This is a genomic window from Nocardia veterana NBRC 100344, assembly GCF_000308855.1.
Classification (GTDB): Bacteria; Actinomycetota; Actinomycetes; order Mycobacteriales; family Mycobacteriaceae; genus Nocardia; species Nocardia veterana.
Genome location: NZ_BAGM01000035.1, coordinates 92,391 through 105,586 on the forward strand (window position 1 = coordinate 92,391; position 13,196 = coordinate 105,586).

Consider the following 13,196-nt stretch of genomic DNA (forward strand, 5'->3'; position numbering starts at 1 on the left):
GCCGCGGAAACGACGGAACCCGGTGTGACGGTGTCACACCGGGTTCCGTTTTTTCGTGATCAGACGGTCGGGCAGGCCATTCCGGTGCCGTCGGGATCCAGGTGCGGCGAATAGCCGGGCTCACCACGGAACAGCGGGGCGCGACCCGCCGCCCGGGCCTCGTCACAGTTCTTGAACGTGCCTCCCGCCGACCCGGTCTGCGTCAGGCCCGACGAACCGGTGGCGCCGATGGCGTCGTCGATACCCGACGATCCGGTACCGGCGGAGCCCGTGGGGATGAAGCCGTCGGCCAGAGCGGACGGGGCGGAGACGACGATCGGGGCGGCGAGGGTGATCAAGCCCGCGCCGGTCACGATAAGCCTGCGAACGTTCATGTATTCCTCGATGTCAGCTGCGGTTGATACAACGGACCGGCCGCACTCCCCGCGGTGGCAGGGCCGGAACCGCCGAGTCTACTGTTCTGATGGCGACCGTCGTTGTCAACTGCAGGGCCGAGAGCCGCTTATTCACCCAAGCGTTTACCCGTCATATGTTCCGCCGGAATATGTCCCATTCGCCCCGCCTCGAAATCGGTTACGGCGTCGATGATTTCCTGTTTGGTATTCATCACGAACGGGCCGTACTGGACCACCGGCTCCCGGATGGGCGCACCGCCGAGGAGCAGGACCTCGAATTGGCCGGTCGGGCCGTGCTGGTGTTCGTCGGCGGTCAGTGCGAGGGCCTCGCCGTGGCCGAGCACCGCAAGTTGTCCTTCGGTGAGCGTGCGGCCCTCGTCGCCGACGGTGCCGCTGCCGGCGAGAACGTAGGCCATCGCGGTGAAGTCCTGGGGCCACGGCGTTTCCAGTCGCGCGCCCGGAGTGATCGAGGCGTGGGCATAGGCGATCGGCGTATACGTCGAACCCGGGCCCTCGAAGCCGCCGACGCTGCCGGCGATGATGCGTACCAGCGCCCCGCCGTCGTGTGAGGTCACCAATGTCAGTTCGCTCGCGCGCAGATCCTGATATCGCGGCGCCGCCATCTTCAGCGAGCGCGGCAGATTCACCCACAGCTGCACGCCGTGGAAGACGCCGCCGGAGATCACCAGTTCCTCGGCCGGTAGTTCGTCGTGCAGGATGCCCGAGCCGGCGGTCATCCATTGGGTGTCGCCCTCGGCGATGGTTCCGCCGCCGCCGTTGGAGTCGTGGTGGACCATCGTCCCGTCGATCATGTAGGTGACGGTTTCGAAGCCGCGATGCGGATGCCAGGGTGCGCCCTTGGCCTCGTAGGGCTCGTAGGCGACCGGGCCCATGTGGTCGAGCAGGATGAACGGATCGGCGGTGCGCACGTCCAGGCTGGGGAACGGCCGCCGCACCTCGAAACCGGCCCCTTCGAGTTGCTTGTGCGCGGTGGTGACGGTGCGTACCGGTCGCTGCCGCGCGGTCCGGTCCGGACGCGGTAGGCGCGGCAGCACCAGGATGTCGTCGACGGTGATCGCTGGCATGGTGTCCTCCTCGGCCTGTTGGTGTCCATGTCAACCAATAGCGTGACCGGATCATTCCCGAGCCCGGCTACCCTCCTGCGGAGTCCACCCGGGGCCTGGTCGGCGGCATCCGAGGAACCGCCGGGAGGCTCGCTGGTCACCTGTCGATTCCATTGCCTGTCAAGAGCTTTCGTTGCCGCTGCGGTAGGTTCGCGATATGTCCCGAATCCAGCACTCGTATGGTCGCGGCTCGGCCGGATCGGCCTCGGCCCAGGCCGGACGCCCGGAATCGCAGTCGTCGACGGGCCGAATCCGTGGTGGGGAGATGTCGCTGTGAGTGGAACCGAGTCCGCGCCGAACACGGCTGCCTGCCCGGTGGTCCATGCCGCGCCGGGCGGGTCGAACGACCCGAGGATCCCGTTGTATTCGCCGGAGTTCGCGCGCGATCCGCACCGGATGTACGCCGAGATGCGCCGGCGCTTCGGGCCGATCGTCCCGGTGGAGTTGGCGCCCGGCGTACCGGCGACGCTGGTGATCGGTTATCGCACCGCACTGCAGATCCTCAACGACCCGGAGCGCTTTCCCGCCGATCCGCGGCGCTGGCAGCAGACCGTACCCGCGGATTGCCCGGTTTTGCCGATCATGGAGTGGCGCCCGACCGGGAGCCGCAACGCCGGTCCCGAATTCGCCCGCTACCGGCAGGCCACCGTGGCGAGTATCGAGGAGGTCGACCTCTACGGCCTGCACGCGGTGGTGGAGCGGATCGCGCTACCGCTGATCGAGGGATTCGCCGGCGACGGATCGGCAGACCTGTTGAGCCAGTACGCGTTTCCCCTCACCTTTCAGGTCTGCTGCGCGATGGTCGGCTGCCCGCCCGAAATCGGGCAGCAGGTCGCGGCCGGGATGGCCGCCATGTTCGACGGTGTCGACGCCGACCAGGGCAACCGTATGGTCAGCGATGCGATGCGGCAGCTGGTACTGCTCAAACGGTCCGAGCCCGGTAACGATGTCACCTCGCTGCTGCTGCGGCACCCGTCGGAACTGAACGACGAAGAACTCGTCCACCAGCTGGTGACCTTCTACGGCGCGGGAATCGAGCTGCAACTCAATCTGATCGTCAATACGCTGCTGCTGATCCTCACCGACGATCGATTCGCCGGGTCCGTGCTGGGCGGCAGTCTCTCGACCCGTGATGCCATCGACGAGGTGCTCTTCAACGACCCTCCGCTCGCGAACTACTGCATCACCTATCCGCGGCAACCGGTCCTGCTCGGTGACGTCTGGCTGCCCGCGCATCAGCCCGTTCTGGTCAGCATGGCCGGCTGTCACAGCGATCCCGCGATTCGCGCCGACGATCGCACCGGCAACCGCTCGCACCTGGCCTTCGGTATCGGCCAGCACGCCTGTCCGGCGCAGAGCCTGGCCTATCTGATCGCTCAGGACGCCATCGATCAGCTGTTGGACATGCTCCCGGATATGCGGCTCGCCCTCCCCGATGGCGAACCCGCGTGGCGGCCGGGTCCGTTCCACCGCGCGCTGGCTTCGCTTCCGGTCACATTCCCCGAAGCGTCGGTGTCGCCTCCGAGCCTGCGCGGGCCGCTGTGAGGTCGAGCGCTGTCCACGGCACGCGGCCTGAGTAGGGTCGCTGGCATGGTGCGCTGGCTGGACGAGCAGGAACAACAGACCTGGTCGGCGTATATCCGGTTACGCCAGCGCCTGGATGCGGCGATGGCCGCCGGGTTGGCCCGCGACGGGCTGTCGGTTTCCGATTACGAGATTCTGGTGGCGCTGAGCGAGGCGCGCGCCGGAAGTGTGCGTGCTCGCGATCTCGCGGCGCAGATCTGCTGGGACAAGAGCCGGCTGTCCAAGCATCTCGCCCGGATGGAGAAGCGCGGGCTGGTCGTGCGGAGTCCGGCCGCCGAGGATGCGCGGGGCCGGCTGATCTGCCTGACCGAATCCGGACGTCGGGCGATCGAACGCGCCGCGCCGCGGCATGTCGAACTGGTGCGGCGGCTGTTCGTCGACCAGGTGACGGCTGCGGAGGCGGCCGCGCTTCGGTCGGTGTCGGACAAGGTGAGTGCGAGGATCGAGGCCAAGTCGGAGTCGGCCGATCCGGTGCGGCGGGAGTGACGCCCGGCCCCGCACGATCGGCCGGCGTGGTGAGTGGCCGCATCTCACCTCTCGTCGGCGACCTCGGATCGTTCGAACTGGGCTCGCTTCCAGTCGCCGAACGGTTCGTCCCGTTCCCGCACCGCCTCCCGGAAACCGACGGTGGCCGAACGCAATTGGAACGCATATCCTTCGCGCGTGTGCCGGGAGATGCCGTCGAAAACGGTGCTCACCATGCCGGAGTTGGCCACGCCCTGAGCCAGCAGCGAACTGTTCAGGGCCAGTTTCGCCATGATCAGCTGGTTGATCGGCATCCGCGAAATGCGTTGCAGCAGTAGTTCGGTGCGCTCGTCGAGCTCGTCGGCCGGGCACGACTCGACCGCGAGTCCCCACTCCTGAGCCTGTTTTCCGCTCAGGCAGTCGCCGGTGAACAGCAGTCGCTTGGCGCGCTGGTCCCCGAGCCGGTGCGCCCACATCCCGGCCGCGGGGATGCCCCAGACACGGGTGGGCGGATAGCCGATCTTGGTGTCGTCGGCGCAGATGATCTGATCGCAGAACAGCGCGATATCGGTACCGCCCGCGACGGCGAATCCGTGCAGTTTGGCGACGGTCGGCTTGTTCGCATGCAACAGGCTCGAGAAGCCGCGGTTGAATCGGCTCATCATCTGATAGTCGACCATGGGATCCCACGTGCCGGCAGGGTCGTGGTTGCGGGCCTGCACCACCGGATCGAGTACGGTGCCGGCGGTGGGCTGCGCCGACACCGTGGGGGAGAGGCCGTTCTCGGCAAAGATCGACAGGTCGTAGCCCCCGCAGAAGCCTTTGCCGCGCCCCGACACCACCATCACGTGCACTCGCGGATCCAGATCGGCGCGTTCGACCGCGTGGGCGAGTTCGATCGGGGTGTCGGCGGTGATGGCATTGCCGTGTTCGGGCCGGTTGAACGTGATGCGGGCGATTCGTCCCGTCACCTCGTAGGTGAGGGTGCGGTAGTCCGGGCCCCGCTCCGGTTCCGGTCGTCGGGCGAACAGCGAATCCTCGCCGCTGGTCAGGTCTTCCCGCCAGGCGGCGGGGCGAGTGCCGGAGTGGTTCGCGTCGTCGGTCACGCAAGAAGTGAACTCCAGTTCACTTCTTGCTGTCAAGGGTCGACGGCGGCCGCATGCCGGTCCACGACCGTCGAGCGGATGGTGCAGGGGACGAGGGTGCCTCAGGTGGCCGAATCGCCGCTACCGGTGAGCCACGGTGTGACGGGTGGTTTGACCCACAGGATCTTCTCGTCCGTACACCTTCTCTGAGCGGCAGGGTGATTCGGGTGGCGCGCGGCCCAGGCATCCTTCTCGTCGAGCAGCCGTGCCACCTGATCCCAGGTCTCCCCGGTGCTCGGCGGGTTCGTGTCGGCGGCGCGGGCCAGTTTGCGCCGCGTCGCCGCCGGGATCTCCGCAAGTTCGGCGCCGGTGATGCCGCGCTGCCACAGATATGCGGCCAGCCGCCGCGCCTTTTCGGCGCGTCCTTTACTGGCATGGTCGGTATGTGCGTAGTCGGCCATATCGATTCCGATCGCGAACGGTTGCGGTCGAGCCTAACCAGCACGGGTCCCGCCTCGGCTACAGGACCCATTCCTGCCGGTAGTCGGCGTGATCGGCCCAGCACAGCGCGATACACCGCAGCAGCCGGTCCCGGCGTCGGTCGTCGTCGGGCAACTGCGCCAGCGTGATGATCAGGCGCTTGGCCAGTACCTCCCGTAAGACCTGTTCCGGATCGTATCGCGCGATATGCGGCCCGGCCGAGCGGTCCGCGGTTGCCACCGGATGCTGCGTTCCGGCTCGCACACTTCCGTCGCCGGATTCGAATCGCCAGGTCCGTCGTTCCCCGTCGACCGCCCGCGCCAGCTGTTCATCCTCACGCAGTCGCGCGTCGATGAACTCGACAATGCTCCCCACAATGGCTTGGACGGGCCACCCCGGTCCGCGGTTCCCGCTCAGGGGTGTCTCGGCCGGCACAGCGCCGTGATGCCGAGCCCGATCGCCAGCGCCACCGCGGCGAGATGACACAGCGCGCTCGATCCCGCCACCCGGGCGCAGATATCCACGGCCCGATCGGAGAATTCGTGCGCTCCGGAAGCGAGCACCAGAATCGGTGCGGCCGTATCGGATTCGTCGTCGGTGATGTCGGGCAGTGTCAGCGCGAACGCGAGCAGCGACAGATCCATCGCGACGAACGCGGCCGCCACCCACTGCCGCAGCCGGTGCCCGCCCATCCACAGCGCATACATACCCAAGACACTGCCGGCCACGATGGGCGCCAGTACGAGGAGAAATCCGCCGAACAGGAATATGACGAAGAACCAGCCGAGCGTGCTGAACCGAACCGCGACCGACACGATCACCACGCTCGCCTGCAGCCCGGTGAGCAGCCCCAGCGTCACCGCCGCCCGACGACGAACCCGTGCCCCGCCCTGCCCGATGTGCTCCCTCGCGTCCATATCGGAAGTCTCACCGACGACAGGGGCGTTGTGGACGAGTAGAACTACTCGAGTACCGCCGGTGAAGATACGGGCATATCCCGGACTCGAGGGCACGCGGCGACAGGAGGCGTGCCGAGGAATCGGCGGCCGAAACGAAGAAATCCCCATCCGGATTCGGAGGGGGATTGCTGTTGTGCGCCATCAGGGACTCGAACCCCGAACCCGCTGATTAAGAGTCAGCTGCTCTGCCAATTGAGCTAATGGCGCTTGGACCTCCGGATCGGGCCTGTGGGCTCCGTTCCGGTGCGGGAGAAACCATAACAGTTGGGCGGGCGGAAAGTGAAATCGCCTGTTCAGCGCGGGGATCGGGTTGTGGCGGGGGTGGTAACGGACGGAGGGTTCGAAGGGATGAATCGGACGAGAGTGTGCGGGGCGGCTCGTCGTGTTTGTGCTGTTGCGACCCTTCCACCTGGCAGAATGGGTGGGCGTGGTCTCGACCGATCCCCGCATGCGTGGTGGGTTGAGCAGCGTGGCTGGGCTTCCCGGTTGCGTACGAGGCATGAAACGGGGTTGGACATGGGCAGACGTCTGGGCCGGCAGCGATCGAAGCTGATGATGGGGTGGCTGGGCGTGATGTCGGTACTCGCGCTCGCCGTGACCGGATGCAGCAGTTCCGGCGCGGTCGGCGGCGGGCCGGTGATCGAAGCGAATTCGGCGATCGATCTGGTCAAACCCAAGGTCGTCACGCCGGTCGCGGACGGTGCGGTCGGGGTGTCGCCGGGTGATCCACTGCCGGTCAAGGTGGAGAACGGCAAGCTGACGGCTGTCACCTTGCTCACACCGGAGGGTAATCCGGTCGCGGGACAGATCGCGCCGGACGGCACGTCGTGGCAGCTGACCGAACAGCTCGGGTTCGATCGAACCTATCGGTTGCGGGCCGAGGCGGTCGGTATCGGTGGCACCACGTCGACCACGATGAGTTTCACCACACTCGCCCCGCGCAACAAAACCCACCCGTGGCTGTTGCCCGGTGAAGACGCGGTGGTCGGCATCGGGCAACCGGTGGCGGTGCAGTTCGACGAGAACATCCCGGATCGCCGGGCCGTGCAGGATGCGATCAAGATCACGACTGTGCCGGCGGTGGAGGGTGCGTTCTACTGGGTCAACAATCGCGAAGTGCGGTGGCGACCCGAGCATTTCTGGGCTCCGGGCACGCGGGTGACGGTGGACGTGAACACCTACGGCCGGGATCTGGGCAACGGCCTGATCGGTGACAGCGATATCCACTCCAGCTTCACCATCGGCGATCCGATGATCTTCACCGCCGACGACAACACCAAGATGGTGACCGTCGAGCGCAACGGCCAGGTGATCCGGACGATGCCGACCTCGATGGGTAAGGACTCCACGCCGACGCAGAACGGCATCTACATCATCGGCGATCAGTTCGATCACATGATCATGGATTCGTCCACCTACGGCGTCGCCGCGACCGGTCCGAACGGCTATCGGACTCCGGTCGACTGGGCGACGCGCATGTCCTACAGCGGCATCTTCATGCATTCCGCGCCGTGGTCGGTGGGTCAGCAGGGCTATTCGAACACCAGCCACGGATGCCTGAACCTCAGCCCCGAGGATGCCCGCTGGGTGTACGAGAACGCCAAACGCGGCGATATCGCGATCGTGAAGAACACCGTCGGCGAAACACTGTCCGGGGTCGATGGACTCGGTGACTGGAATATCCCCTGGGCGGAGTGGAAGGCGGGCAACGCCGACACCAGCCGGTGACGGTCGCCGCCGCCGGTTCTCCGCGGTGGGAAGGTGGGGGACGGTCGCGAATCTAGTCTCGTCGCGTCGATCAAGCTGTCGCCCGGGTCGGCGAATGTGCGCCCGACCCGGTCGACGAACAGGCGCAGGAGTTCGCGATGCCCAAGGGCGATGTCCATCTGTGCGGCAGTGTGCCGCTGTCCACCACGGAAACCGTATTCACCGAGGCTGCCCGGCGGTTGGGGCCGTGGCTCGCGCGGATCCCCGATGGTGAGGTCGGGGAGCGGGACAACTTCACCGTCTGGCAGTTGCCTCGGATGGCGGCGCATCCGGATCTGGAGGTCGTGCCGCCGCCGAGTCCGGAATACGGGCCGAGCGAGCGGGTGCGGCCCCGGCCCGGTGTCGACGCGGCGTCGATCGATTTCGGCGCACTGGGTTATGCCGATGCCGCGCTGGAATCGTGGCGGATCTTCCGTAAGCTGCGCGATCAGGGCGATATCGCGGCCGAGGTGCGGTTCCAGGTGTGTTTGCCGTCGCCGATCTCGGTGGTGGGCGCCTTCGTCGGCGACCCGCAGGATGTGCTCGAACAGCGCTACGAGGCGGCCCTGCTGGCCGAACTCGATCGCATCGTCGCGGAGATTCCGGCCGTGGACCTGGCGATCCAGTGGGACTGTCCGGTCGAGTTCGCGATTTTCGAAGGGATCTTTCCGTCCTGGTTCGGCACCGACGACGACTCGAAATTCACTCAGATCGTCGCCCGGCTGGTCCGGCTCGGTGCCGCGGTGCCCACGGGCGTCGAACTCGGCTATCACCTGTGCTACGGCGATTTCGGCCATCGGCATTTCGCCGAACCGGTCGACACCGGGCGCATGGTCGCGGTGACGAACGCGGTGCTGGCCGGCCTGCCCCGCCGGGTCGACTGGGTCCACATGCCGGTTCCGCGCTCGCGCGACGATCGTGACTATTTCGCGCCGCTGGCCGAACTCCGGCTGCCGCAGCCCACCCGGCTGTACCTGGGGCTTGTCCACGCCACCGACGGTGCGGCCGGCGCCCGTCGGCGCATCGCGGCCGCCCGCGAGGTGATCGACGGCTTCGGAATCGCCACCGAATGCGGGTTCGGTCGCCGCCCGGCCGAGCAGATCCCCGATCTGCTCGATCTGCATGCCGAGGTGGCCGCGGACCTGTCCTGAACCGGTCGGACCGGTGAATTCGCCGGATCCGTAATTTCTTTCGCGTGTCCGGCGCCGATGCCGGGCGAGGGTCCGGTGACAAAAAGATCGGGCCCCTCCGAATCCGGAGGGGCCCGATCTCTCGGGGTGAGCGACGGGACTCGAACCCGCGACAGCCAGGATCACAACCTGGTGCTCTACCAACTGAACTACGCTCACCATCGCCGGTAACAACCGGCGCGCTAGATGGTAGCGCGAACCCCGCCGGGAAACCTAATCGGCTGCTGGGGCCGGTGGCTGGGATCCGGAGGAACCGCCACTGACCTGCGCGGCTATCGTCGCGATCTCCGTGCTGGACGGACCGGGCGCGGGGACGAACGCGGTGCGTCGGTAGTACTCGAGTTCACGGATCGACTCCTTGATATCGGCCAGGGCGCGGTGGGACAGCCCCTTCTCCGGCTGGCCGAAGTAGATCCGCGGATACCAGCGCCGGCACAGCTCCTTGATCGAGCTCACATCGATCATCCGGTAGTGCAGATGGGCGTCGAGTTCCGGCATGTCCCGGGCGATGAAGCCGCGATCGGTGGCGATCGAATTGCCCGCCAGTGGCACGGTGCCGGGAGTGGGGACCCACTGCCGGACGTAGTCGAGGACCTGCTGCTGCGCTTGTTCCATCGTCACGGTGGATCGGCGGACCTCTTCGGTCAGGCCGGATTTCGCGTGCATCTCCTGCACCACGGGCGGCATCGCGGCCAGCGCATCGTCGTCGGCGTGGATGACGATGTCGACGCCGTCGCCGAGAATGTTGAGATCACTGTCGGTTACGAGCGCGGCCACCTCGATCAGCTTGTCGCTGTCGAGGCGCAGGCCGGTCATCTCGCAATCCATCCACACCATGAGTTTGTCGGACACGCAGGCCACATTAGTGGGCGCGGCTCGGGAAGCGGATCCGCCGCCGCGGTTGCGCCACGATTGCCCACCGACCGATTGTCCCTGTCCGTGGCGGTTGCTGCGGCTACAGTCTTGCGTGCGTGATTCGTGCGTTCGGCGATGTTGGCGGTAGTTGGCAGGGCAGACGGAGGATCGGCGATGACAACTCCTCAGGAGCGGGCGGCGGCGGCGCGCAAGGCCGCCGAGGAGGCGGCGCGGATCGCCGCGGAGGCGGCAGCGGCCGCGGAGGCGGCGGAGGCGGAAGCCGCGGCGCAGGGCGGCGGACAACAGGCCGAGGAGTCCGGGGGTGCGCCGGCCGAGACGAAATCGCCTGCGGTCGCGCCGGACTCGGCGTCCCACGGTGCGGCACAGGAGATCGCGGCGGGCTATGCCTTCGACGGCGCCGCCCTCGAATTGGGGACGGTGCTGGTCGACGGCGCGGTCGATCCCGCTGCGCGGGTGCGCATTCCGATGCGGACGCTGAATCGGCACGGCCTGGTCGCCGGCGCGACCGGAACCGGGAAGACGAAGACGCTGCAGGGTATCGCCGAACAGTTGTCGGCGGCCGGGGTGCCGGTGGTACTCGCGGACGTGAAGGGTGACCTGTCCGGGCTGTCGCAACCGGGACGCTCGGACGACAAGATCACCGCCCGGGCGGCCGAAACCGGCGATGCGCAGTGGGCCCCGCGGGGCTTCCCGACCGAATTCGTCTCGCTCGGCACCGACGGCATCGGCGTGCCGATCCGGGCGACGATCACCTCGTTCGGGCCCGTCCTGCTCAGTAAGGTGCTGGGACTCAACGAAACTCAGGAATCGACGCTCGGCCTGATCTTCCACTGGGCCGACACCCAGGGGTTGGCCCTGCTGGACCTGAAGGATCTGCGCTCGGTGATTCAGCACCTGACCAGTCCGGAGGGCAAGGAGGATCTGAAGGGGATCGGCGGCGTCTCCGCGGCCACGGCAGGTGTCATCCTGCGGGCTCTGGTGAATCTCGAGGCCGAGGGTGGCGACACCTTCTTCGGCGAACCCGAACTCGATCCCGCCGACCTGTTGCGCACCGTCGACGGCGCCGGGGTGATCACCCTGTTCGAACTCGGTTCGCAGGCAGCCCGGCCGGTGTTGTTCTCGACCTTCCTGATGTGGGTGCTGGCGGACCTGTTCCAGACGCTGCCCGAGGTCGGCGACGTGGACAAGCCGAAGTTGGTGTTCATCTTCGACGAGGCGCATCTGCTGTTCGACGACGCGTCGAAGGCCTTCCTGGACCAGGTGGAGCAGACGGTGAAGCTGATCCGCTCCAAGGGCGTCGGCGTGTTCTTCTGCACCCAGCTGCCCACCGACGTTCCCAACGCCGTCCTGTCGCAGCTGGGAGCGCGGATTCAGCACGCGCTGCGCGCCTTCACCCCCGACGATCAGAAGGCATTGTCGAAGACGGTGCGCACCTACCCGAAGACCACGGTCTACGACCTCGAAAACGCGCTCACCGCCTTGGGCATCGGTGAGGCGGTCGTGACGGTGCTCTCGGAGAAGGGGGCGCCCACACCCGTCGCCTGGACCCGGTTGCGTCCGCCGCACTCGCTGATGGACACCATCGGCGTGGACGAGATCCGTGCTCGCGCGCAGGCCAGTCCGCTCCACGAGAAGTACGGGCGCACTGTCGATCGTGAATCGGCATACGAGATGCTGACAGCGAAAGTCGTTGCCGCCGAACCGGAGACCGCGCCGACGCCGGAGGCGGCCGCCGAGCGGGATGCGGAACCCTCGGCGGCCGAGCGGATCATGAGCAATCCGGCGGTGAAGAGTTTCCTGCGGTCGGCGGCGTCGGCTGCGGGCCGCGAGATCAGCCGCAGCCTGTTCGGAACCCGGAGGCGGTGAGCTGCGCCGGCGCCGGGCCGCGGGCCCCGCGCGACTCAACCGATATCGCGCAGGAGCAGATCCTGGGGAGTTTCGCGCCGAACCAGCTCGCGCATCCGCCCGTCTCGGACGGCGATGATCGGTGGCCGTCCGACACCGTTGTAGGCCGAGGCGAGGCTGTGGTGATACGCCCCGGTGCAGGGCATCGCCAGCAGCTCTCCGACGTGCAGATCGGCGGGCATGCGCACGTCGGTGGCGAGGAGGTCACCGGCCTCGCAGCAGCGTCCGGCCACGGTGGCGGTGAGCTGCGGCCCGGTCGGATGACGGCTCGCGAGTACGGCGTCGTAGCGCGCTCCGTAGAGGGCCACCCGCGGATTGTCGTTCATTCCGCCGTCCACGATCACGAACGTGCGCCCACCCGGGACCCGTTTGATCGCGGTGACCCGGTAGATGGTCACCCCGGCCCGCGCGACGACGCCGCGGCCCGGTTCCATCGCGATGACCGGTCGCGGGAACCGATTCCGGGCACAGGCGGCATCCAGCGCGTCGTCGACGATATCGGCCAGTTCGCTGAGATTCAGTTCGGCATCCCCGGTCCGATAGGCGACCGCATGGCCGCCGCCCAGATTCAGCTGGGTCAGCACGGCACCGTGCTCGCGGCGCACTTCGGCCATGCGGGCGACGAGCCGCCGCACCGCCTCGCCGTAATGATCGGGATCGTGGATCTGGGAGCCCAGATGACAATGGAAGCCGCACAGTTCCAGCAGCGGATGCGCCAGGATGGTCCGGATCGCTTCCGCTGTGGTCTCGTCGTGCAGCGGGAAACCGAATTTCTGGTCCGCGACGCCGGTGCGGACCGCGGGGTGACCGGATACGTCGATATCGGGAGTCAGTCGTAGCAGCACCCGCTGCGGCCGGGTGACCACGGTGGACAGCAGGCTCACCTCGGTCAGCGAATCGATCACGATCCGTCCCACCCCGGCACGGACCGCGTAGTCCAGTTCGGCGTACGGCTTCCCGCTGCCGTGCAGCACGATCCGTCCGGGGTCGACGCCGGCCGCCAGCGCGACGGCCAGTTCACCGGCCGAGCACACGTCGATGCCGAGTCCCTCATCGGCGATCCACCCGGCGACCGTCCGGGTCAGTAATGCCTTTGCGGCATAGATGATTTCGGCGTCCGGGAAATGCTTGCGGTAGGACCGGCAGCGGTCGCGAATCTCGGTCTCGCCGAGGACATAGGCCGGCGTCCCGTAGCGGTCGGCGATATCGTCGAGTGCCACTCCGTCGACGGTGATGCGGCCCAGCTCGTCGTAATGGGTCCGGCGCGGCCACACGGTGGCATCCAGGCGCGGGGAGGGCATCCCCGAACGTAAGGACGGGAATATCTCGAGCAACGTCACGGCGCTTCTCCTGAGTTGTGTGTGGCACCCGCGTTCCACTGCGGGGC

Annotated in this window: 13 protein-coding genes and 2 tRNA genes; 5 read left to right on the forward strand and 10 right to left on the reverse strand. The window is 67.3% G+C overall.

Annotation, left to right across the window (positions count from 1 at the left end):
* Positions 1-59: 59 nt before the first annotated feature.
* Together ON37_RS06670 and ON37_RS06675 are read right to left on the reverse strand one after the other, a co-directional pair.
* Positions 60-374 carry an excalibur calcium-binding domain-containing protein gene (locus tag ON37_RS06670; RefSeq protein ID WP_040717898.1) on the reverse strand — a complete coding sequence of 105 codons (315 nt, stop codon included), beginning with the start codon at positions 372-374 and terminating at the stop codon, positions 60-62.
* A 128-nt stretch (positions 375-502) separates the two neighbouring features.
* Positions 503-1,480: a pirin family protein gene (locus tag ON37_RS06675; RefSeq protein ID WP_040717899.1), complete on the reverse strand. Its 978-nt coding sequence runs from the start codon at positions 1,478-1,480 to the stop codon at positions 503-505.
* Positions 1,481-1,792: 312 nt separating this feature from the next.
* On the opposite strand from ON37_RS06675, the gene ON37_RS06680 reads away from it, so the two are divergent.
* Together ON37_RS06680 and ON37_RS06685 are read left to right on the forward strand one after the other, a co-directional pair.
* Positions 1,793-3,064: a cytochrome P450 gene (locus tag ON37_RS06680; protein WP_040717900.1), complete on the forward strand. Its 1,272-nt coding sequence runs from the start codon at positions 1,793-1,795 to the stop codon at positions 3,062-3,064.
* A gap of 45 nt (positions 3,065-3,109) precedes the next feature.
* Positions 3,110-3,589, forward strand: coding sequence for a MarR family winged helix-turn-helix transcriptional regulator (locus ON37_RS06685; RefSeq protein WP_040717901.1), 480 nt, complete (start codon positions 3,110-3,112; stop codon positions 3,587-3,589).
* Positions 3,590-3,633: 44 nt separating this feature from the next.
* Here the strand turns inward: ON37_RS06685 and ON37_RS06690 are convergent, their stop codons facing one another.
* From ON37_RS06690 to ON37_RS06710, 5 genes are all read right to left on the reverse strand, one after another.
* Entirely contained in the window at positions 3,634-4,674 is a 1,041-nt protein-coding gene (locus tag ON37_RS06690) for a crotonase/enoyl-CoA hydratase family protein (RefSeq protein WP_040717902.1), read from the reverse strand.
* Between the two features lie 101 nt (positions 4,675-4,775).
* Positions 4,776-5,114: a hypothetical protein gene (locus ON37_RS06695; protein WP_040717903.1), complete on the reverse strand. Its 339-nt coding sequence runs from the start codon at positions 5,112-5,114 to the stop codon at positions 4,776-4,778.
* A gap of 58 nt (positions 5,115-5,172) precedes the next feature.
* On the reverse strand, positions 5,173-5,508 hold the full coding sequence (locus ON37_RS06700) for a DUF6221 family protein (protein ID WP_040717904.1): 336 nt from the start codon (positions 5,506-5,508) through the stop codon (positions 5,173-5,175).
* Between the two features lie 38 nt (positions 5,509-5,546).
* Positions 5,547-6,050 carry a hypothetical protein gene (locus ON37_RS06705; protein WP_157171372.1) on the reverse strand — a complete coding sequence of 168 codons (504 nt, stop codon included), beginning with the start codon at positions 6,048-6,050 and terminating at the stop codon, positions 5,547-5,549.
* 176 nt (positions 6,051-6,226) lie between these two features.
* Positions 6,227-6,299: transfer RNA gene (locus tag ON37_RS06710), tRNA-Lys, on the reverse strand.
* Positions 6,300-6,644: 345 nt separating this feature from the next.
* Between ON37_RS06710 and ON37_RS06715 the strand changes: the two genes are divergently transcribed.
* Complete coding sequence (locus tag ON37_RS06715; RefSeq protein ID WP_040717906.1) at positions 6,645-7,820, forward strand: L,D-transpeptidase; 1,176 nt, start codon at positions 6,645-6,647, stop codon at positions 7,818-7,820.
* 137 nt (positions 7,821-7,957) lie between these two features.
* The gene (locus tag ON37_RS06720) at positions 7,958-8,989 is read left to right on the forward strand and encodes a hypothetical protein (protein ID WP_040717907.1); all 1,032 of its coding nucleotides are present in this window, start codon (positions 7,958-7,960) and stop codon (positions 8,987-8,989) included.
* 125 nt (positions 8,990-9,114) lie between these two features.
* On the opposite strand, the gene ON37_RS06725 is transcribed toward ON37_RS06720, so the two are convergent.
* A tRNA-His gene (locus ON37_RS06725) sits at positions 9,115-9,187 on the reverse strand.
* A gap of 54 nt (positions 9,188-9,241) precedes the next feature.
* Positions 9,242-9,880: an oligoribonuclease gene (gene orn, locus ON37_RS06730; protein ID WP_040717939.1), complete on the reverse strand. Its 639-nt coding sequence runs from the start codon at positions 9,878-9,880 to the stop codon at positions 9,242-9,244.
* 177 nt (positions 9,881-10,057) lie between these two features.
* On the opposite strand from orn, the gene ON37_RS06735 reads away from it, so the two are divergent.
* On the forward strand, positions 10,058-11,770 hold the full coding sequence (locus tag ON37_RS06735) for a helicase HerA-like domain-containing protein (RefSeq protein ID WP_085997237.1): 1,713 nt from the start codon (positions 10,058-10,060) through the stop codon (positions 11,768-11,770).
* Between the two features lie 35 nt (positions 11,771-11,805).
* On the opposite strand, the gene lysA is transcribed toward ON37_RS06735, so the two are convergent.
* On the reverse strand, positions 11,806-13,149 hold the full coding sequence (gene lysA / locus ON37_RS06740; RefSeq protein WP_040717909.1) for a diaminopimelate decarboxylase: 1,344 nt from the start codon (positions 13,147-13,149) through the stop codon (positions 11,806-11,808).
* Between the last annotated feature and the right edge of the window lie 47 nt (positions 13,150-13,196).

Bases quoted from the DNA above. Each gene is read 5' to 3' on its own strand.
- ON37_RS06670 (WP_040717898.1), bottom strand. From the start codon at position 374: ATGAACGTTCGCAGGCTTATCGTGACCGGCGCGGGCTTGATCACCCTC.
- ON37_RS06675 (WP_040717899.1), bottom strand. From the start codon at position 1,480: ATGCCAGCGATCACCGTCGACGACATCCTGGTGCTGCCGCGCCTACCG.
- ON37_RS06685 (WP_040717901.1), top strand. From the start codon at position 3,110: ATGGTGCGCTGGCTGGACGAGCAGGAACAACAGACCTGGTCGGCGTAT.
- ON37_RS06695 (WP_040717903.1), bottom strand. From the start codon at position 5,114: ATGGCCGACTACGCACATACCGACCATGCCAGTAAAGGACGCGCCGAA.
- ON37_RS06705 (WP_157171372.1), bottom strand. From the start codon at position 6,050: ATGGACGCGAGGGAGCACATCGGGCAGGGCGGGGCACGGGTTCGTCGT.
- ON37_RS06715 (WP_040717906.1), top strand. From the start codon at position 6,645: ATGATGGGGTGGCTGGGCGTGATGTCGGTACTCGCGCTCGCCGTGACC.
- ON37_RS06720 (WP_040717907.1), top strand. From the start codon at position 7,958: ATGCCCAAGGGCGATGTCCATCTGTGCGGCAGTGTGCCGCTGTCCACC.
- ON37_RS06735 (WP_085997237.1), top strand. From the start codon at position 10,058: ATGACAACTCCTCAGGAGCGGGCGGCGGCGGCGCGCAAGGCCGCCGAG.